This is a genomic window from Paenibacillus sp. RC67, assembly GCF_030020805.1.
Lineage (GTDB): Bacteria > Bacillota > Bacilli > Paenibacillales > NBRC-103111 > Paenibacillus_S.
Window position 1 is genome coordinate 7,080,847 of the sequence record NZ_CP125098.1, and the last position, 19,917, is coordinate 7,100,763.

General features: G+C 41.2%; 20 protein-coding genes. 8 read left to right on the forward strand and 12 right to left on the reverse strand.

Annotated features, from left to right (window positions below; all coding sequences use genetic code 11):
- Positions 1-81 precede the first annotated feature (81 nt).
- The 6 genes from QMA13_RS31975 to QMA13_RS32000 form a co-directional block, all read right to left on the reverse strand.
- Positions 82-405, reverse strand: a complete 324-nt coding sequence (locus QMA13_RS31975; protein WP_282937670.1) for a hypothetical protein — start codon at positions 403-405, stop codon at positions 82-84.
- 38 nt (positions 406-443) lie between these two features.
- Entirely contained in the window at positions 444-1,397 is a 954-nt protein-coding gene (locus QMA13_RS31980; protein WP_282937671.1) for a helix-turn-helix transcriptional regulator, read from the reverse strand.
- Positions 1,398-1,523: 126 nt separating this feature from the next.
- Positions 1,524-2,114 carry an ATPase gene (locus QMA13_RS31985; RefSeq protein ID WP_481858062.1) on the reverse strand — a complete coding sequence of 197 codons (591 nt, stop codon included), beginning with the start codon at positions 2,112-2,114 and terminating at the stop codon, positions 1,524-1,526.
- Positions 2,107-2,283, reverse strand: coding sequence for a hypothetical protein (locus QMA13_RS31990; RefSeq protein WP_282937673.1), 177 nt, complete (start codon positions 2,281-2,283; stop codon positions 2,107-2,109). Before QMA13_RS31990 ends, QMA13_RS31985 begins: the two co-directional genes overlap by 8 nt.
- 64 nt (positions 2,284-2,347) lie before the next feature.
- Positions 2,348-2,548: a hypothetical protein gene (locus tag QMA13_RS31995; protein WP_282937674.1), complete on the reverse strand. Its 201-nt coding sequence runs from the start codon at positions 2,546-2,548 to the stop codon at positions 2,348-2,350.
- Between the two features lie 50 nt (positions 2,549-2,598).
- Positions 2,599-2,769 carry a helix-turn-helix domain-containing protein gene (locus QMA13_RS32000; protein WP_282937675.1) on the reverse strand — a complete coding sequence of 57 codons (171 nt, stop codon included), beginning with the start codon at positions 2,767-2,769 and terminating at the stop codon, positions 2,599-2,601.
- A 667-nt stretch (positions 2,770-3,436) separates the two neighbouring features.
- On the opposite strand from QMA13_RS32000, the gene QMA13_RS32005 reads away from it, so the two are divergent.
- The 6 genes from QMA13_RS32005 (at position 3,437) to QMA13_RS32030 (ending at position 10,016) form a co-directional block, all read left to right on the forward strand.
- Complete coding sequence (locus QMA13_RS32005; RefSeq protein ID WP_282937676.1) at positions 3,437-4,291, forward strand: hypothetical protein; 855 nt, start codon at positions 3,437-3,439, stop codon at positions 4,289-4,291.
- Between the two features lie 115 nt (positions 4,292-4,406).
- Positions 4,407-5,939, forward strand: a complete 1,533-nt coding sequence (locus tag QMA13_RS32010) for a tyrosine-type recombinase/integrase (RefSeq protein ID WP_282937677.1) — start codon at positions 4,407-4,409, stop codon at positions 5,937-5,939.
- 2 nt (positions 5,940-5,941) lie between these two features.
- The gene (locus tag QMA13_RS32015) at positions 5,942-7,045 is read left to right on the forward strand and encodes a tyrosine-type recombinase/integrase (RefSeq protein WP_282937678.1); all 1,104 of its coding nucleotides are present in this window, start codon (positions 5,942-5,944) and stop codon (positions 7,043-7,045) included.
- A gap of 10 nt (positions 7,046-7,055) precedes the next feature.
- Complete coding sequence (locus QMA13_RS32020) at positions 7,056-8,012, forward strand: tyrosine-type recombinase/integrase (protein WP_282937679.1); 957 nt, start codon at positions 7,056-7,058, stop codon at positions 8,010-8,012.
- A gap of 75 nt (positions 8,013-8,087) precedes the next feature.
- On the forward strand, positions 8,088-8,561 hold the full coding sequence (locus QMA13_RS32025) for a site-specific integrase (RefSeq protein ID WP_282937680.1): 474 nt from the start codon (positions 8,088-8,090) through the stop codon (positions 8,559-8,561).
- Positions 8,562-8,837: 276 nt separating this feature from the next.
- Positions 8,838-10,016, forward strand: coding sequence for a tyrosine-type recombinase/integrase (locus QMA13_RS32030; RefSeq protein WP_282937681.1), 1,179 nt, complete (start codon positions 8,838-8,840; stop codon positions 10,014-10,016).
- 196 nt (positions 10,017-10,212) lie between these two features.
- Here QMA13_RS32030 and QMA13_RS32035 read toward each other — a convergent pair whose 3' ends face one another.
- From QMA13_RS32035 to QMA13_RS32055, 5 genes are all read right to left on the reverse strand, one after another.
- Positions 10,213-10,602, reverse strand: coding sequence for an SMI1/KNR4 family protein (locus tag QMA13_RS32035; protein WP_282937682.1), 390 nt, complete (start codon positions 10,600-10,602; stop codon positions 10,213-10,215).
- Between the two features lie 11 nt (positions 10,603-10,613).
- The gene (locus tag QMA13_RS32040) at positions 10,614-11,321 is read right to left on the reverse strand and encodes an HNH/ENDO VII family nuclease (protein WP_282937683.1); all 708 of its coding nucleotides are present in this window, start codon (positions 11,319-11,321) and stop codon (positions 10,614-10,616) included.
- Complete coding sequence (locus QMA13_RS32045) at positions 11,322-13,733, reverse strand: ATP-binding protein (protein WP_282937684.1); 2,412 nt, start codon at positions 13,731-13,733, stop codon at positions 11,322-11,324.
- A 730-nt stretch (positions 13,734-14,463) separates the two neighbouring features.
- On the reverse strand, positions 14,464-15,105 hold the full coding sequence (locus QMA13_RS32050; protein ID WP_282937685.1) for a hypothetical protein: 642 nt from the start codon (positions 15,103-15,105) through the stop codon (positions 14,464-14,466).
- Positions 15,080-17,167: a dynamin family protein gene (locus tag QMA13_RS32055; RefSeq protein ID WP_282937686.1), complete on the reverse strand. Its 2,088-nt coding sequence runs from the start codon at positions 17,165-17,167 to the stop codon at positions 15,080-15,082. Before QMA13_RS32055 ends, QMA13_RS32050 begins: the two co-directional genes overlap by 26 nt.
- 315 nt (positions 17,168-17,482) lie before the next feature.
- Between QMA13_RS32055 and QMA13_RS32060 the strand changes: the two genes are divergently transcribed.
- Both QMA13_RS32060 and QMA13_RS36770 read left to right on the forward strand, forming a co-directional pair.
- Positions 17,483-17,707 (forward strand): tyrosine-type recombinase/integrase, encoded by a 225-nt coding sequence (locus tag QMA13_RS32060; protein ID WP_282937687.1) that lies wholly within the window; start codon positions 17,483-17,485, stop codon positions 17,705-17,707.
- Between the two features lie 348 nt (positions 17,708-18,055).
- Complete coding sequence (locus QMA13_RS36770; RefSeq protein WP_481858260.1) at positions 18,056-18,259, forward strand: hypothetical protein; 204 nt, start codon at positions 18,056-18,058, stop codon at positions 18,257-18,259.
- 114 nt (positions 18,260-18,373) lie between these two features.
- Here the strand turns inward: QMA13_RS36770 and rlmD are convergent, their stop codons facing one another.
- Positions 18,374-19,906: a 23S rRNA (uracil(1939)-C(5))-methyltransferase RlmD gene (gene rlmD / locus QMA13_RS32065; protein ID WP_282937688.1), complete on the reverse strand. Its 1,533-nt coding sequence runs from the start codon at positions 19,904-19,906 to the stop codon at positions 18,374-18,376.
- Between the last annotated feature and the right edge of the window lie 11 nt (positions 19,907-19,917).

Sequence of the window (19,917 nt, forward strand, 5' to 3'; positions counted from 1 at the left end):
CAGCGAATATACGTTCTATAAAACGAAATACCTCGCTTGTAATTCCGCGAGGTACTTCAATTCATTATGCTGTAGTATTGTCTAGCGCGAAAGGGCATCTGCGATTAATCCGTAAATGTAAACGGTATTGACAGATTTACAAACTGCTTCTTGACTTACTGACGCTCCGTTAAGCCGTAATTGGTAATAAGGAAATATCCTGTCGAACTCTTCAAACGAAATCGTCCTGGGCATTTTCAAAGTTGAACTAGGGACGTTATCTTTGGCCTGACTGATTATGATTGTATTTCCATCCGTACTAATTCTAAACCATAAAGGTGCCCTGTTGTTTTGTGGAACAGTATGAATCTCAAAAGCTTCAATTTTAGCCCGTTCGATTATTTGATTCCACACATCAGAATGCATGATTACAGCCTCCAGTACATCGTCGGTATACTTCATCATTATTTTTGATACATTCTGATCCACTGTAATAATTGTTCTTTGAGCGATTCCCTAACCGCCTTAGGTTCCAGTATCTCTGCAGAATCCCCATATTGCAAAACCCATCGTAGAAACTCTTTTTCGTTGTTAACCGTTACTTCAAAGATAAGGCTGCCATCTTTCTCATCCTTCATTCGCGGATGTACAAACAGCTCTTCTTCTTTGATGTAGCGGGCTGCTTCGGCATTAAACCGGACTTTGAACGTAATATTCTTTTCTCCTCGATCAACAGACCAAGTATTCTTTAAGTATTGCTTGATATTAAAATCGCCTTTATCGAAAGGCTGATCCATAATCTCCACCTTTTGAAACCGGCTAATTCGAAATGTCCTGATCCCTTGCTTTGAATGACAATAACCGATTAAGTAAAACCGCTGGTCGCGCGGAACGAGATAATAAGGGTCAATTTTTCGTTCAGTCGTTTCATTTCGGGATTGAGTATGGTAAACGGTATCAATCGTCTTCTGCTCCAAAATAGCTTGGATAATTGGTTGTAAGAAATTTGGACTTTCTTTTCGATACGCGGGTGTACCCATTTGAATAATCCCTGTGATATCTTCGATGATATTATTCAAGTGAGACTTTTCCTTGCGATGCGTTCCCATAACCTTGTCATAAGCGGTATCGAACCCAGGAGGGAGCTTATCCTTATCCAGCATAGAGGGAAGCAAGGAGAATACGAGCGATTCCTGCTCAGTAAAGTTAAGTGGATAAAGAAAGAATTTCCCCATAAATCGGTAGCCGGTTCCTCTGCCCTCTCTAGAGACCGGGGCAATTAGCTCGAGAATATCCATATCTCTGTAAATGGTACGAATATTTACATCACATTTGAAAGCTAGATCTTTTGCCGAAATTCCAGGGTTTGCCTGTATTGCGTTTATGATATTAAAGATGCGAATGACTTTGTCGATCATGACGATCCCCTCAATTTTCCATAATAGGTAATACTCATTAGTGTTATCGTATCATGGTTGAGGGAATCTATGAAGAAATTCTTTCATTTGTATTCAAAAAGAACAGCCCAAATTTCCTGGCTGCTCTTACAAGGATTGTAATCTATGCTCAATCGATTCACTCCATTGAGGAAGGGAATCCGACCGATATGTTATTGAACCGTTATCTGCACCCAGAATAATTACACCTTCTGTATGGCTGTTATCTATAACAATCAAATGGTCGATTAAATGTAGATGAGAAAGTAAATTTTGAATGGAAGTGTCATGTCGTCTGATAATATCCTCAGTAGGAATGTGATGTCCGCCATTTTTAACACGAACCGCTACTCTCTCGATATTCAATTGATAATCACCCAGACCAACATAAAACATCGAAACTTCGAATCCATTCGCCCTAGCATCATGCATGAGACGAATGACATTGCCTCCGGCCAATGTTGTTTCAACTGAGAAATCACGTTTGTTACGAATACAGTCCCTAGCTAATTTGATAGCCTCTTTCCCTGCAGAAATTTTTCGGCTTTCCGGATTAATTGAATCGATTCCTCGGGCCAAGGCATCGGGATCAATATTAACACTGATTCCGAGCCGATCAACAATTAGATTACGGATTGTACTTTTTCCGCTCCCATTGTTCCCTGCAAAAACGTACATGATGGGAGTCGGATCATGCATGAGAACCGTCCTTTTCAGGCACAGGGATAACATTACCGTTACTGTATTCCTTTACAATATGGCCTTCTGCAGTTTTATATACAATGTATGTCTCGTTTGCCTTGGCATCTAACTTAGCTCGATCACCCGTAAGCTTAATTAGTTTCTGGATGTCTTTGAATTGATTCATTTGCATCACCATCCTTGTTCCTTAAGTATCGGCATTTGGTAATAATTATAACACACGTTTCTCATTACATCGGAGTATCAATTATTATATCTATTTGATGATCATCTTCGGGTCTATTGTACATACGGCAAATAATTAGTGCATTCTTGGTGCCGGCGATCTTTCCTTTTAAAAATTCATTGTCAGGGTTCAATTGAAGCTCTTGTTGCAACTCCTCCAAGTTCCGTTCAAAATATTCAATTAATACATTGATTTCCTTTTCCAAAACAATCACCCTCTTTCCGATTCATAAAGATAGCTTACGAGTTTTCCATGTTAAATTCCACCTTGATTCCGGAGCCATTCCTCTATTATTTCAATAGAAAAAATTATTCTTCTTCGAATTCTAACGTGAGGAATTTGTTTTTCCCGTACCATTGCATAGATACTATCGGTTGATACATTCAAATACTGGGCAACCTCAGAAACAGTAAAAGTTTTTTTCAAATTACATCATTCCTTTTCTATATTTCTAATTATTTTTTTGTTAAAATGTACCTACACTTATCATGCGAGCTCTCCTCATGCTCGTGCCTGTTCTCCACAGGCCAAAACAGCACCAAGCTGTAATTACGCTCCTCCTAGCGGCTAAAGTTATGCTCTCTTTAAGCATACCTAATTCGTGATTACATGCGGAGAACCTAAATTCAAAACTCGCCTTCCTAATTCTCCCTGATCTGGCTAATAATTTTTAAACATTGCAATTGCAAACACTTTGAGCAATCTATCTCAAGGTGTTTTTAATGTGCAAATTAATTTTTACACGAATCGGTTCACATACAGTGCACCTGCAACCATAATAAAAAACTTCGTTCCCTTGGAGGTGTTCTACTCAAACTCATTATTAATCAGTATGCTCACTGCTTTGCTTTTCCTTGGAATCCTTAGTCTGACTGAGGATGATTTAAACCTACTATTTCACGTTGTATAAAGCTTTTGATGGGGATTAGGTACAAGGTGTTTTCAATTTGGATGGATATTTAAAGATTCAAGTTCCTGGACTAATTTTAGTGGAGGTGTACTCGATAGTATCAAATATTTCCTTTTATACGACCGATTTACGAATTCTTAGTCGGACTAAGAATTTCAATAGCACTCCTAAAACTGCGATATCATGGTTAGTGGTGATGATCATATGACACTTGATCCAATAATGTATAAGACGAATCGCAGCGAAGTACACAAGTACTATAACATATACTTAATTGAGACACAGAAGAAAGAGCCCATAGAAAGTGCAGTTGTTAAAGCAAAAAATAAGATTCTAAATCTTTGGCATTATGAATTGCTTATTTTGCAAAGTTCTAAAGAGCACTGGGAAAGGCTGATGAAAGATCCAAGCCTTAATTTTAGGCGGGAGTTATGTGCTAACCTCTACAGACTCGAACGAGCAAATATCATGGAAGAGCTAGATCTATCAAGTGGTGCAGTCAGTAATCTATTTAATGGATCTACCAAGCCAAATTGGCCGCGGCCATTTCAACTTAGCGTTCTATTTGAGCACCCATGGCAGCTTGTAAATTATGAGATTCCTGATCCATATTCTTATTCTGAATCACCGGAGTACTTTGAAGAAAGAGTATCTAGAAAAATACACCTTAATGATCTGGCGAACGAAAGATCAAAAGTATTGAGCATAAGAGGATACGTGATTATCAATGCCCCAGAGTTGTTCCAAGAGGAATCAACTGCTTTAACCGGACGCTGGGTGACGACGTACCCCGAGTTTGATTACTTTGAATTTCATCTGAATCACGAGCCTATAATCGATAAGTTACTTCGGGAAGCACTTCTGAAACTGTTCCCGATGGCTAAACACCTAATTACAACATATCGTCCATTTAAGCCGCCAGCCAAGCGAGCGTTATGGGTCATCATCCCTAAAAACGAATCATTACCTCCATACGAAGGAATGCTTCACGAACTGAAGGAATATCGGGAGAATACGGAATACCACAGTCTGAAATAGATGCCGTAACAAGTCTTCAAATTATCGCCCAATTTAGTTGAACTAAGAAAAACGGACCACCACCCCATTCGTGTCAATGCTAAGTATCAAAAGGACATGAATGGAGGAAACTCAGGTGGATCACTTCGAAAAAACAAAACCTTCGAACCAAATCCCTCACCAGATCAATGATCTGGAATCCACAAAAAAACAAGAATCTTTTCGGCAGAATGCTTCTTTTGCCGAAAAGATTCTTCTCAATGAAGGTATGTTTACTCGCTGCGGTGACGATCATGATATTAGAAAAATAACCCGAGCGAGGATTGAGAACATGCTGTACGCGAACAGTTTTGAGTTGTCAGAAACACCGGTCAATATCCACATTGGACGTCAAGGAATCAACCACTGGATATGGGAAAACAAAGTAATACTCGATATTCCAACAAAAGTCTTAAAGGATTATCTCTATCAGAAGATGACGAATGATGCCTTTGCTTTTTATAACGAGTATATCATGGCCCGAGAACTGGCACAAAAAATTGCTGCGTATCTAAAGATACCTATCAGTGAAATTTTGGATGAGCAACTTATGGATAATGAAGTCTTGACGTATTTATCAAAATCATTTGCAACAACTGGTAGAAAGCAAAATCTCATAGCGTTTGTAGTTCAGTATGCCAAACAGACTACCATGCACGATACAGAAAAATATCGCCTTCTGTTTACTCCGCTAGGAACACGTAAAGGAAAACCAGTTCATCCGAAAATTGAAATGTATATGAAGCAGTTAACAAAAGAAGGAAAATCCGAACTTACCATAGCAAGAGTCATAACTCACATCAATTCAATGCTGTTTTGGCTAGTTAACACTATGAAGGATTTCACAGCGTGTGAATTGCATACAGTTCCAATCTTATCTATTAAAGAGATGCACCTACAGGAATTTCGCTCCTACCTTCTGAAGAAACAACGAAAAGGAGAGTACAGCTCAATCACCATCAGTGAATGCATCTATGCGATTAAAAGCTTCTTTCTATTTTTGCAAAAAATTTTCGGCTTTCCAGACCCAGCAAAGAAAATAAAATCCATCAAAGCGTCTCGATATCGTTTCCGAAACCTGCCTACTGAAGAACAGATCATTGCGTTTTTTAATGTGATTGAAATGTATTCCGAAAATCCACTTTTGGAGTGTATCGCTTTTCAATTCATGCTCACACTTGGATTGCGCTCTATGGAAGTCTCGCAAGTATCGTGGAATGACATTAACATGGGAATCCGAACGATTTGTATTCACAGCAAAGGCGGAAAACATCACGAACTGCCGCTGGCGGGAAAACTATATCGTGATTTAGAAATTTTCCAGAGCATTACTTCAACGTCAAAGTACTTATTTGGCGATAATCCACAAAAGAGTACACGAGAACTTCAAAACAACTACAAATTATACAGTCTTATCGCTGGCTGGGCTTTCTCTGGTGGACTGCATTTGTTCCGCCACTGTTTCGTGACTAATCTAGCAGGCCAAAGCCCGCCACCACAAGCACTTCAAGCACTTTCCAGGGTTGTTAGGATGGATACGGTTAGTTTGTATACCCACCTAAATCAGAAAACGAATTGGCTTTCTCAAGAAATTAACAAGCTTGATTATTCGTACCAAGGAGGTAAATGAGTATGCCTATTTACGATAAGGAATTTGAAATGGACCTCTTATTAGAGGATAAGATTAAAGAAATAGCCGAAGCCTACGGACCCCATAAATTTCTGCATGCCTTAAACCAAATGGATTGGATTCCAAAAGTCACTAACAACGAAAAACCTGCAGAGCATGTAATGCTCTCCGATGCAGTCGAATTCTATTTTTCGAGTGATTCCTTTACAGAACTTGCAGAGAAATCACAAATAGCTTACCGCTATGAAATGAATTTGTTTATCAAATTCTGTAACCAACATTTCGATCAAGACCCGGATTTCAAAACGATCTGCACCTCTCGATTTTTAAGTGATTATCTAACGCCAGTGAAAAATAAGAATACACGAAGTAAAAAGGCTGCATTTTTGAGAAGCTTTTTGCGAACCATTCTTAAAAACTTCTATGAAGAGAACATAGATAAACTAAAGCGGGTCTTGAAAGTAGAAGTTGATAAAAGACGTGTACCTCGTGCTTTCACCAAAGAACAAATTGATGAGCTGATGATGCTAGCAAGATTAGGTCGTGAATCCCATCGAAACTTTATAATTCTGTGGACATTCCTCGGGACCGGGGTTCGCCTCAGTGAATTATGTACTCTGCAGATTGGGGATATAAAACCACAAACGCAAGAGATTTACATTCGTTCAAAGGGCGAAAAGGAATTTAAAACTCCATGTAAAATTACTAATTTTTCGCTTGAGCTGTTGTGTAAATATGTAAATTTCAGATACGGCGCTATTAAGCACTCGCCTGATTATACTGAACGATATGTATTCTCCGACGAAAAAGGGGTCTCACCGCTGCATGAGAGTACAATCCAGAAAATGTTTAGCAGTCTCATTGATGAAGCGTCATCGATTACGGAGGATGACAAACGCGTTTATCAGCTATCTGTTCACTCCCTCCGTCATTCATTTGCCCTTTATTTGCTGGAGTCCGGTGTAAATATATACACCATTCAGGAGTTTCTTAGACACAAATGGCTCAGTTCAACGCTCGTTTATCTTAAAATGTTTGACAGCATGCTTGTCAAAGTGATCAATCAACATCCGCTAGGAAATCTAAAAGTCAGTGATTTTTTCTAGGTGATCCGAAATGAACAACATATTATTTGAATCGAAGTACTATAGATTTTGGTATGAGCATGTAGATCTTACAGCGAAGAAATATGTCGAACGTGACCTACGAAAATTCGAAAAGTATTTACATTTGAGAGGGTTTGAAGGCGAGCTTGATTTCGACAGGTTCCATGCCAGCCAAAAACATCCAGGCTCATTTCGTCCCATTCAGCAATACTTTATCGACCAATTCGTAGAGTATCTTCGCGTAGATTATCAGGCAACGAAGAATGTTATGTACAATGCGATCAGTTCGTTAAAGAATTTTTTTAAATTTCTATACGATATGGAGTTAATTCAACATAATCCGATGGAGGATTATCCAAATCCATATTACAACAGGCCGATCAAAAATACTGCACTTTCAAAAGAAGAATGCCTTGCTCTTCTTGGTGCTGCCTTAAAAAAAGATCCATTCTTTCGTCAGGAATTCGTTTTGATCTGGTTCATGCTAATTACTGGGGTTAGAAATTCGGAAATTAGATCTATTTCTCGAACAAGTATTAACCTGGAGAGCAGGATGGTGTTGATTATACAAGGACAAAAAAATGATGCTCGTTCTACCAGCATCACAACTGCTCTATCTGAAGAACTTAGACGGTATATTAATCATCCGAACTATATCGCTTGGAAGGAAAACGGAAATGACAAGCTATTTTTTCGGAAAAATAAACCACTAACCGATAAAGCGTTACGTGTAATTCTAAAGAATTTATGCATGGGGGCAAATTTATCCAGGACCGTAACTCCTCATGACTTGAGACGTACAGCCGGCTATCTCATGCAATCAGTCGGGATGAATATGGTCGAAATTCAAAGGCAGCTCGGACATCAGATAATGGCTACAACATTACGTTATATCCCGCCATTGAATGACTTAGCGAAGATCCTGGCTCAGAAGGATAATAACAGTGCATTAATTTATCAACCATAAGATAACCCTCACTCTTTTAGGACCGAATAGAACAAAAAAAATGAAAACAAAAATAGCACAGAGGAGATTTGGTTTATGGTTAAAAAAAACAATTGTCTAAATGCTAAAGAAATAGGCCTCGCAATAAAATGGGCACAAGAAAATGACCAAGAATTATTATCAGCTATGTTTCTAAGCTTGATCGGGCTACGTTTTTCTGAAATTGTTTGTTTGCGTTGGGATCAGATTGATATCCGAAAAAAGATAATTCACATTCAAGGGAAATATAAATATAACCAATTTCCTATACCCGGTTCAATGATAAATTATTTATTAAAATATAGGAAAGGTTCGGAATTTGTCGTTCCAACCAGTCCATACGTACTGAGAAGAAAGGAAACAAGATTAGCTAATGCGACTGGTCTCTCACAGTTAAATTTGAGGAGTCTATATATTACCGTCAGAATGCTCAATTACCAAGCAATAGTTTCAAACTCGCTAATTCCCATAGAACCTACAGAAAAGCTCTGTACAATTTATTACCTGCGTCCATATTATAAGTATGATTAGATCTTTTCTAGGGGATACTGTTCTTCGTGACTAAGCGTGGTCACTGGTAAAAAGCGATCATCGAGAATGACAGCTGAAAGCTTGTTCTCGATGATCGCTTGTCTTGTTGCAATTGGATAGGTTGGTCTTTGGGCTCCCGTTAAACTTTGGGTGCCTTTATTAATTATGAAACCGTATTATCCGTATCAACAATGTTTCTTCTATCAGATAAATGGAAAAAATGCAGGTATAACTGCTGATGGTTAACCTCATTCGAGTAATGGAGTGATTTATTAAATGGCTAACATCCAAAAACGCGGGGACAATTCTTGGTTCCTGACTGTTAGTTTAGGCAAAGACCACCAAGGATTGTATATACGTCGCACAAAAACTGTTCATTGCCGAACCAAAAGAGAAGCTGAAAGCGAATATGCAAAATTTCGCCAAGAGGTTGAGGCTGGTGAATATATCGCACCTCAGAAGATGACATTCGGAGCATTTGTTGAAGAATGGCGGGATAAATATGCTGTTAAACATCTGGGCTATAAAACATTGTATACATACGAATCCAATCTAAAAATTCGTATTCTTCCTGCTTTCCAGCACATGCAATTGGAGAATATCAAACCCCTCCATATTGTAGATTTTCTTGATAAACTTGAAAAAGAAGGCAGCCGCGGAGATAAAAAAAGCGGAGGGTTAGCCTCCGGAACGATTGAAATTAATCACCGTATCTTAAAAAACATTCTAAAACGTGCAGTTGAATGGAGAATTATCAAACGAAATCCGGTCAGTGATGTGCAAAAACCAAAAGTGGATTCAAAAGAGATTATCCCATACGACGAAGCAGAAGTAGAACAAATGCTTCGAGCCTTACAACGTGAACCTTATCACTGGAGGATAATGATTACATTAGCTCTTACAACCGGGTTACGACGGAGTGAGTTGCTTGGACTTGAATGGAAGCATCTTGATTTTAACACCGGTGTGTTAGATGTTTCACAAACCATGATTCATGCTCTGAAAGGTAAAGTCATCGTGAAACAGCCTAAAACAAAGAAATCCATTCGTAAAGTTGCATTACCAAGCTCCATGCTTAAGGAACTAAAGGAATATTATGACTATAGATTGAAAGAACGAAATGACATTGGGGATGCGTGGCGCGGCGGTGATTGGTTTTTTATGTTTTCACATACCGATGGACAACCATTCCATCACGAACGGCCCTATCTTTGGTTTCGACAGTTCGTTAAGAAAAATGGGTTCCGGTATATCCGATTTCATGATCTTCGGCATACTTCGGCTACAATTCTAATTAACCAAGGTGTTCATGCCAAAATCATTTCAGAGCGGTTAGGACACGGAAGCATTACTACAACAATGAACATTTATGGCCATGCTCTTCGGACTGCCGACCAAGCAGCAGCTGATAAATTTGAATCGTTCTTTACATCTAAACCTGCACAAGGACAATAACGAAGACGCCTAGGAGTATCCTGGCGTCTTCGGTTCATTGATTACTGATTCCATATCTAGCAGCGCCTTTTAAAACGCTTCTTCAAGCTCCTTTTCACTGGCCTTTTGACATTTCTGCACCTTCATAAGTATAGGAAGCATCTAGCTCTTGAAACTCTCGTCAAATATGGCTCGGTATCTTAGGTTTAGCAGCTTACTATTTGGACAAGTACTCCACAAGCGTTTCGGCAATTTTAATAGGTGCGTTGTTCGTTGTAGATCGGTATATCCAACCGTTACTATCTTGCCATATAACAATTCCGTCAATCGCCACATTTTCGATAACATACATGTTGTGCGGGACATTCGGATTTAATTCCCATTCTTGTTTCGTCACTGTTACCACATGTCGGCGCTTGGATTTTGTAATACCAGTCAATTCTACTCCAACAGCAAGCACAGCTCCGAATTCGGCGAGATACGTTCTATATTCATCAGCGAATCGCAAGCACAACTGTATTTCGGCATCTGAAATTTCTATTTGCGTAGCAGGAGCAAGTTGAAGCAGCTCAGGTAGTGCTTTTATTGAAGTAATAATGTTCGACATAATACCCTCCCTTATCGAATAGAGCTTACACGTGATTTCCAATATTGAGTTTTCTCGCTACTCCAATTGTTGCCTTCGCCGTGAACTTGGGTTGCTATCGTTTTATCGTGCAATATTGAATCGTTTCCACCGCCGCGGTGCTCACTTCGGCTAAGTTCTGCTAAAGGCGAATCGGCACGCTGACCAATATGATGCAACTCAACGATCTCCCCGTTAGTAGTAATTGGTGATAAGCCGCGTTTCATTCGTTCGCGGTTTGAGATGCCGTCCTCATCCTCATAATCGAGATCAATATCATCTCTTATTAAACATTTTTTACCATTCACTTCACTTTCCTGCAGTCCAGCCTTTTGGTATATTTCATATTCTTTCCATGAACTTATAGAATTAATAATTTCATCAGACCATCCTGTTTTTTCTCTAATTTCTGCCTTTTGCTCTTCACTAAGACCTGTTCGTTCATTCTCAAGGCTATCTGTTTTAGTTACCACATCATTCGGTCTAGTTTCAACCATACTGTTTTGCTCAATTAATGAAGAAAATGACGTATTCTCAATAAATGGTATGTCTGGCTTCTCAATAACCCTGCCTTTAAAATCAGTTGCTTCATCAAACTCTGGAGCATCGGGATTGTTCGGTTCAATATTTTCATGTTCTAGATTCATCGAAGTGGATTCGGACTGAGGTTTCAGTCTTCTTATTTCTTCGCCTACAGGCATTTATAGCTCCTCTCCAATCAATGAGATACTACGTTTTGTTTGTTCAGTAACTTTGATAAAATATGTTTCGATCGTCGCAGATAAATCGAGGTTGGGAGATCCTTTTCTCTTTATCAACTCAGATACGATACGTTTGGCATATATTTCAGTATTTCGACCATACAGTCTCGCAAGCGAATTTTTCAGCAATATTACAGCATCTATTGAGGGTCTCTTTAAAAGATTCTCTATAAGACTGACGGTATCATCATTAGGAAGACTGTTTACTGAATAAGTACCACGAATTAGAAACCCTTGTACCATTTCAGCAAGAATCGTGGCACAAATGGTTTTGTAATCTTTGCACTGCACCATTGCAGCATCTCTACGCTTTAAAAAGCTTTCGAATGCAAATAGAATTAGCTCACATGCCTCAACCACCAGCTGTGCTTCCTCGATGAGCAATGTATTAAGAAAAGCAAGGGATTTACGCTTGGCTAAATCTCCATCAGACAAAATGCTCCGCGCAATGCTGATGTTTATTTGTCTGATCCTCTCAGCAGTTTCCACATTGTAGAGCGCTTCGTCACTCACATAAACATCATCAACACTTTGCACTTTTACAGAAACGGGCAATGACATCCCTTCTTTATGGCACAACGCATACCCTGTTTCGAGCGCGCCTAGCTGCAATGCCTCTTCCGGCGATACCCCGATGGTGTTGGCAATAATCTGCTGATCATCGGCAGCTACAATACGTTGAATGATTTTATTGGATGAATTTTTAATGACATCTGGCGCCAGTTTGCTCGGTATCTGCTCCGCCACTATTACACCTTGTCCATACGACCGCATCTCAGCAATCATATTTGTAAAATGTTCAACAGCCTTCCCTTTCGGGTTACCCATGTTTTCACTGGAACGCTCCGTATCCACATTTTTCAAAAGTCTGTGGGCTTCTTCGATCACGAGGAGGTGTTGAAGCTCCAGTTTGCGGCTGCCGTGTGATTCTTTGACGATTTGACGGTACTCATTAATAAAAATTACCATAAGTCCAACGCAGAACGCTTTATCCGAGTCATCGGCGAGCCCCTCAAGCTCGAATACAGCATTTTCCTGCAAAAGTTTTCCAAAATCCAAATAATCATATGTATTAAACATATAACCCTTCGCGCCAATACATAAGTTTTCAAGCCGAATCTTAATTGCCGTCTTGATATTGCCAGCTACATCACCCTCGTAATCCATTTCCTCTTTAATATAGCGTTCGATTTCGTCTTTAAGCTCCTGCATAGTGGGGAACAGAAAGCGGTGGGCCTGCAGTGCGTACTGTTTGTGCATGTAGTTGATATCGAAAAAATCAACATTGCTGCGTTCATTGACAAGCATCGGATGGAAGCCCAACGTCAAATTCCATCCTTTATTTTTGTAAACATTGTGCAGACACTTTTCGAGAATATACGGCATAGGACCGTAAAATGAAAACGAAGCGTTAAACAAATCCTTCAGATAATCAATATGCGCCCCAGGACTTACGCCAGGCATAATATAAAACGGATTTATACGCGGACAGTTGATTTCCGGCTTGCCCAGCGTATACACGGTTGTTTCAAGAGAAAGGTTTCGGTATTCTTTTTTCGCCGATTCAATTACCAGGAACGGTTTTTGGGCCCCAATCAATATTTTCTTGACCGTTGTTGTTTTGCCGCTGCCGGTAATACCACAAACAAAGGTATGTTTATTGAGATCGGCTAAACTGAATGAAAATGGCATATTGCCGATGATCCGCTTGCCATCTGCAACATGGCCGACCGTCGCGGACGCTTCACACTCCAAGCTTTTAATGAGCGGAAAACGTCTCGCTGTGCGAAGTTCAAAATCAGGAACGCTCTCTGATGGTAGTGTGCATAATAACCCAAGCTCAGACGAGTTAATGTAGGAGCACAAAGGACTTTGAATATCCGAATTCAAGAAATCAGGAATTAACAATTCCTGATTATTATCCATATTTTTTCCTAGAGAAAAAGTCAGTAAAGGAAGTTTATCCGGGTCCGGTTTAGACAGTTCACCGCACAGACACGCCTGTATAATATTTCTCGCCATATCTGAATCAGCCGAATATGTGATCGCAGTTTGCCATACGCCATTGTTGTGCCCGCACTTCAAACGTTCTATAGCATTGTCTGCATAATTCATCAGTTCAACGGCAAATCCGTTCTGAACATCTCCAGAAATCGCTTCACTGCCCATTACGGCTTTAGAAATTGCCTCGCCGTAACCTTCAGTATGGCTTTTCCCCCCGACAACAGAGCCAATTATAGTCCCCAAGCCCCCGCCAATAGCAGCACCTGCTATCGTTCCAACCCCAGGAATTATACTGCCAGCAATTGCGCCTATTGCGGCCCCCCCCTCCCGACCAAGCACTTCCAGCATTACTGCTTTTGGTATCACTTACGTTTGTTGTGCGCGTTTCCGAATCAGTTGTACTTATGCTCCTCGAAATATTGCGCTTGCTTACAGCAAATGCATTGTCTCTTACCTTAATTAGATCGCTAATCGCATGCATGACTATTTCAGATGAAACAGGCTTGGCAAGAAATAGCAACGTATAATCTGTGCCGTTGAGGCTACGCATGATCGATGACAGGCTGAAGGTCTGTTTTTGCTCTTTGAGGAAAAGAGTTGGTACCCCGGATAGAATGCCATAGCTGCGTTTAACACTTGGTCGCTTTTGAAAGTTCGGTGAAAACTCCTTGAGCTCGACGCCCGAAAGCATTCCTTGTAAAATATTTTCGACGGATTTTACATTGCCACTCGAATAAACGCACAAAACAAGATTGGTCGTACCACCATAGCTGATAATTCCGTATCCCATCGAAACATTTATTGAATGTAGTGCTGTAAGCAACTTTTCCATTCGCGCATTCAGACTTGCAAATACGTTATCTGCATTCTCAACAGAACACTGGGTTATTCGAAAAAACGTCATGCCGTCAAGCATTAACGAAGCATTTCGTTCAAACATTTGGTCCGAAAGCCGACTTTTATTTACCAAATATCCTGGATAAACAAGCCGTAAAAACTTATCCGTTTGTTCGCCAAGAATCCTCGTATCACTTTCAAAGTCGCTTGGGATAAGACTGGTTTCTCTTTCGCTCATAGGTCACTCTCCCTGCGTATTAAAGCTGCGAATGAGATTATCAACACAAGATCCAAAGTATCTTTCTATTTCATCGAACCACTTCGTAAAATCGCGCTTTGTATCAGACAAGTATTTGTCTATCGCTTTGTCGAAATTACCTTTGTTTATGTTTGGAGTGACCTTGTAATAAGATGCGCAGAATGCGGCAACTGAAGCAGCAACTACTATAGCAATTGGTATAGCCAAACTCGCTGGCGACAAGGCTACGATAAGAATGCCGCCCAACGCCACAGTTCCAGCAGAATCGGCAAGAGAGGCATAAACACGATTAACCTCTTTGAAGTCAAGCGTACCTAGAGACTCAAAGCTATATTTATCAAACAGTTCTTTACGTAGGTTTGCTTCGTAAAACTTGTTCTTCCTCGTTACATCAGAGAAATCTGCTGATTGTAATACTTGCTTTGACAAGTATGCATACATGTCACTAAGCATGGTTTTACTACGTGTAGCAGTTTCAGATGCTACCGCAATAGCTATTTTTTGTCCCGCTTGATGCACATCTTCAGAGTAAGAAATAATTTCCGACACTCTAGCACGCAAATCTTGAAACATTTTGTCTATTTTGGGTTTGAGTATTTCACTGTAGACGGTTTGGCTGCTCATATTTTTTGATACCACCGTTCAATTTATTGTTCTCACTTATTGCGATTGAAAATGCGGCTCTAAGATCTTCAAGCTGTCCGACAATTGCTTGAATACGTTCTGCATCCATTTTGGCTTTCTTGATCGCTTCCAACTCAGATATTTTTTTATCGAAATTCTTCTTCAATTCGGACATATATTGAGCTCCAACATTAACGATAAAATCCTCCAAATTACCGATCAGATCATTCTGAATCCTTCTTAATCGTTCAGATATATTGTTTTTAACATTCCCAAAGTGTTTAGGCTGAGAATATACCGAGTGTGTTTTTGTTTCTTTAAATGTTAATCCTTCTTCATAAGATCGGGTTTCCACAGAGCTCTTTTCAGTAGTCTCCTTGATTTGCCGAAATGTTTCTTCAGAAAAATCCGGTTCCAGGGAGGTATAGGGTATAATGTTGGCATCACTAAGAGCAACCAAAAGTTTGTTACATTTTTCCACAACTTCATGCTGAAGATCTTTCTGCAGCAACTTGAACTCCTCGATTTTCTGGAAAGAGTGACGCTCGAGCTCTTCAAATGCTTTTGCAGAATCAGGGTCAATGCTTGTGACTTTTTTTTTGAAATTTTCCACCGCGAATTCGGCCTTTTCTTTAATGGGACTAAATTCACCTGAATAACTGTTTACTATTTCATCAACGCCGACATTCATTTTATATTTAATATTTTCCAGTTCCTCTTTGATATCTTCTATCTTTCTTCCTAGTTCAATTGGATCCTCAGCCTTTTGGCAGAGCATGTCAATTTGGAACTGCAGGTCACCTAATACACGGTTATATACCTTGCTTATAACCCCAAGCAATTCACTGAAAGCGATATAATGCGCTTTCCTACCAAACGTAGATAGGGCCTCATTTATTAGGTCAAATCTGGACTTTTGGCGCAATCCATCAAGAAACGCTGATTTGTCTCCCATAGCATCGAACCATATGCTTTTTACAAAGTCATCCAAAGTACCTTCTGCGTTGAGCAAGAGTATTTGACCCTGAACATTCTCTTCATAACCAAAACGATTTACGTAAAGCTCCGCTTTGCTATCGACGATAATAATGTTGCGTTTTTTTAGTATGCCTGTACTGAATTGTTTGTGCGCCTCTTCTTTAAGAAGGTTAAGCTCTGCAGGAGTTACGTTTGTGGCACGGGTAAGCACTAGAAATAACGCTTCGCGATTACGCTCCACACTTGCATTTTTCAAAAACTCATTGAATTGCGAAGATTCCAAAGCCTGCCCCGAGATAGGTTTGAGGAAAATAATGGCATTGGCTTTTTCGATGTAAGATGAAGTTATTTCCGCAACTCCGCCGCGGGCACAAACACCTGGGCTATCGATAATTTCGATACCCTTGAGTTCATCCTTAAAGGGAAAAAATATTTCTATTTTAGTTACGATATTTTTCCAGTTATCTTTTTTCTCTTTAATGTACCGACGAATTTTCGCATCGTAGTCAACAATATTATGAATGTTGGCTGCCTGCACTTCTGGAGCAGCTAGTAAGTCTTTAATGTCTCCTTCTGGAATATGAATTTCGCGTCCTTTTCCCCTCCCCCTCAATCCCGCTTTCACGAGGATTTCATGATTAATGGTAGGAACGGGAATATCACGCCATTCGTCATTAAGAGCAGCATTTTCTTTTAAAAACCTGCGAACGGCTACTTCATCGTCAATAGACTCCGTTCTGCCATCCGCATACGTGGAATTAAGTTTCAACCGCTCGCCATATTTTATTTCAATGATAGAACTAGTACATTGTTTAACATCCATCGGCAGCAGTTCCACGCCAAGGTATGCATTGATAAAGGTGGATTTTCCGCTTTTGGCTTCACCAGCAATCATAAGTCTAAAACGATCTGCACGGATACTTTCAGCTTTTTGTTGTGCATCTTTCAAAGAAGCCATTAGTTGTTCAGTGGGATCTGGAAGTTCTGCTTCCCTTGCAATAAGAGTCAAAGTATGAATATGGTTTTCAAAGCGCTCATAGGCTGCTAGTATTTCGTTTTTCCTACTTGTGTAGTCTGTAATCATGAAAATCCCCCTCCAAATAGGTCTTGGATACCGAACTCAAGACCTATAATTCGACAAACTCAATGAGAAATCCTACTTTTAATTCCAATAAGTACATAACTATGATATAGGATATTGTAGACACAAAGTTGTCAGCAAATATACGTTCGTAGTTTAGCAGTAAATTTCGTTTCATGATGGTCAAATTCTTGGTGGTATGCCGGCAAAGAATGGTAGAAGTTCAGGCATAAAAGTGAAGTAACGAAAGTAGTAGGTTGCCATACTACTAAGGACGTTTATTGAGAAAATGACGCAGTAAATATGCCGTAAAACATTTTGGGGCACAAGACACTGTACACTTACAACTCGAATTTCAACACCCGAATTCCTCCGTACTTTCAACAACGAAGGATGGAAGAAATCAAGGCTCTTCACATCGTGAACTTTCTTGATCTGCTTAAAGAGGAAGGTAGCCGCGGAGATAAAAAAGTGAAGGGGTTAGCCACTGGAACAAACGTATTTCAGCATCGTATCAAAAAAATAATCAATCGTGCTGTTTAATGGAAATAATTAAGAAAAGCCCAATCATCTCATGATGTGCAAAACCATCTGAACCGTATCACTGGAGGAATCATGATTATATTGGCCCTTACTTCCGGTTTGCGAAGGAGCGAGTTGCTCGGTCTTGAATGGATACTTCTTGTTTTCAACTCTGGAGTTTTGGATGTTTCGTAAACCATGATTCATGCTCCTTTAAGATGAAATCATTGTCAAACAGCCAAAAACAAAAAAATCCATTCGAAAAGTTGCTTCACCGAGTTCTACGCTTAAAGAGCTTAAGGAATATTACGAAACGGGTTCCGGTACATCCTATTTCATGATCTCTGGCATACCTCGGCTACAATTCTGATTAACCAAGGCGTTCATGTCAAAATCATTTCATATCGGCTTGGACACGGAAGCATAACTACAACAATGAACATATACGGCCACTCTCTTCGAACTACCGACCAAGCTGCTGCTGATAAATTCGAATCATTCTTTACATCTAATGCTACACAAGGACAAAACCGAAGACGCCTAGGAGTTTCCTGGCGTCTTCGGTTCATATGAGCTAATTTCTGATCGATTTTTACATCAGTTTTACATCAAGCCTGTATTTCGTCCACTGTACCACTCATATATTAAATCTGTACCACATTGAAAAATCCAGCAAATATAAGGCTTTTAATACGCTGTACCATCCCTCACCAACAAAGCCACCGATTCTACGTGAACGGTATGTGGAAACATATCCACCGGCTGAACCTCGACGGTGGAATAACCGCCCACCGCGAGCACCTGCAAGTCCCTCGCCAAAGTCGAGGGATTGCACGACACGTACACCACTCGAGATGGACGCATCTCGAGGATCGTGTCGAGCAGCGCGGCGTCGCAGCCTTTGCGCGGCGGGTCAACCACGATGACGTCGGGGGCGATGCCCTGCCGACGCCATTCGGGGATGACCACCTCGGCCGCGCCGGTCTCGAACTGAACGTTGCGGATGCCGTTCAGCTGAGCATTGCGCCGAGCATCGTCGATCGCTTCACCGACGATCTCGACGCCATACACTTGGCTCGCGCGCTGCGCCAAGAACAGCGAGATCGTGCCGATACCGCAGTAGGCATCGATCACGATCTCTTCGCCGCTCAAGCCGGCGAAGTCCAGTGCCTTGCCGTACAGCACCTCGGTCTGTACGGGGTTCACTTGATAGAACGATCGCGCGGAGATCGCGAATCGGACGTCTCCGATGGTATCGTAGATCACATCGTCGCCCCATAGCACCTTCGTTTTGTCGCCGAAGATGACGTTGGTCTGCTCTTTGTTGATGTTCTGGCAGATGCTTTTGATGCCAGGTATTGCCTGGCGCAACAAGCCGACCAGCTCGTCCACGTGCGGCAAGCTTTCGCCGTTCGTAATGAGGACGACCATGATGTCGCCTGTATTGAAGCCATAACGCGCCACAACGTGGCGCAGCAGGCCTTTGTGGGTTTCTTCATTATAAGCTCGGATGCCGAGCTCGCGGGCGATGCGTTTGACCTCGGCTACGACGAGGTCGTTATTTTCCTGCTGGATGAGGCACTCATCCATATCAATGATGCGGTGGCTGCCCTGGGCATAAAAGCCCCCGACCAGGCCGCCCTCCCGCTCTGCTGAGGCAGCTTCGAAGCCGATAGGCACCTGCGCCTTGTTGCGGTATCGCCAAGGATCGTCCATCCCTAGTGTCGGATGGACTATGATCCCTTCCGCTCCAGAAACTGTCCCCGCCTTCTCTTCGCTCTGCTCCTCAGCTATCCCGCCACTCCCCGCTACCTGAAGCTTGCCGATCCGCTCCAGGTTGTCCACGACCAGCTGCCGCTTGAAGCGGAGCTGTGCTTCATAGCTCAGATGCTGCAGCTGACAGCCGCCGCATTGGCTGTAGATCGGACAGGGCGCATCAATACGATCAGGACTAGCCTTCAAGATGCGCAGCAGCTTGGCGTAGCCATACTGCTTCTTCAGCTTCATCACCTTGACGAGCACCCGCTCGCCCGGCAGGGCTCCCTTAATAAAAAGGGTAAAGCCGTTCACACGGCCTACCCCTTCTCCCTCGTGCCCGATGCCGACGATATCGGCTTCATATTCTTCATTCTTCGCCACAGGCAGGCCGCTCAGATCTGGAGCAGGACTAGCCGCTCTTCTCGCGGAATTACGCTGACCGCCGTAAGCTCCTGCTCTCATAGGTTGTCCCT

Excerpts from the sequence above, each read along its gene's own strand:
- QMA13_RS32040 (WP_282937683.1), bottom strand. The coding sequence starts at position 11,321 with ATGCCTGTAGGCGAAGAAATAAGAAGACTGAAACCTCAGTCCGAATCC.
- QMA13_RS31990 (WP_282937673.1), bottom strand. The coding sequence starts at position 2,283 with ATGAATCAATTCAAAGACATCCAGAAACTAATTAAGCTTACGGGTGAT.
- QMA13_RS32020 (WP_282937679.1), top strand. The coding sequence starts at position 7,056 with ATGAACAACATATTATTTGAATCGAAGTACTATAGATTTTGGTATGAG.
- QMA13_RS32015 (WP_282937678.1), top strand. The coding sequence starts at position 5,942 with ATGCCTATTTACGATAAGGAATTTGAAATGGACCTCTTATTAGAGGAT.
- QMA13_RS31980 (WP_282937671.1), bottom strand. The coding sequence starts at position 1,397 with ATGATCGACAAAGTCATTCGCATCTTTAATATCATAAACGCAATACAG.
- QMA13_RS32025 (WP_282937680.1), top strand. The coding sequence starts at position 8,088 with ATGGTTAAAAAAAACAATTGTCTAAATGCTAAAGAAATAGGCCTCGCA.
- rlmD (WP_282937688.1), bottom strand. The coding sequence starts at position 19,906 with ATGAGAGCAGGAGCTTACGGCGGTCAGCGTAATTCCGCGAGAAGAGCG.
- QMA13_RS32050 (WP_282937685.1), bottom strand. The coding sequence starts at position 15,105 with ATGAGCAGCCAAACCGTCTACAGTGAAATACTCAAACCCAAAATAGAC.
- QMA13_RS32045 (WP_282937684.1), bottom strand. The coding sequence starts at position 13,733 with ATGCTGGAAGTGCTTGGTCGGGAGGGGGGGGCCGCAATAGGCGCAATT.
- QMA13_RS32030 (WP_282937681.1), top strand. The coding sequence starts at position 8,838 with ATGGCTAACATCCAAAAACGCGGGGACAATTCTTGGTTCCTGACTGTT.
- QMA13_RS32035 (WP_282937682.1), bottom strand. The coding sequence starts at position 10,602 with ATGTCGAACATTATTACTTCAATAAAAGCACTACCTGAGCTGCTTCAA.
- QMA13_RS32005 (WP_282937676.1), top strand. The coding sequence starts at position 3,437 with ATGGTTAGTGGTGATGATCATATGACACTTGATCCAATAATGTATAAG.
- QMA13_RS31985 (WP_481858062.1), bottom strand. The coding sequence starts at position 2,114 with ATGCATGATCCGACTCCCATCATGTACGTTTTTGCAGGGAACAATGGG.
- QMA13_RS32055 (WP_282937686.1), bottom strand. The coding sequence starts at position 17,167 with ATGATTACAGACTACACAAGTAGGAAAAACGAAATACTAGCAGCCTAT.
- QMA13_RS31975 (WP_282937670.1), bottom strand. The coding sequence starts at position 405 with ATGCATTCTGATGTGTGGAATCAAATAATCGAACGGGCTAAAATTGAA.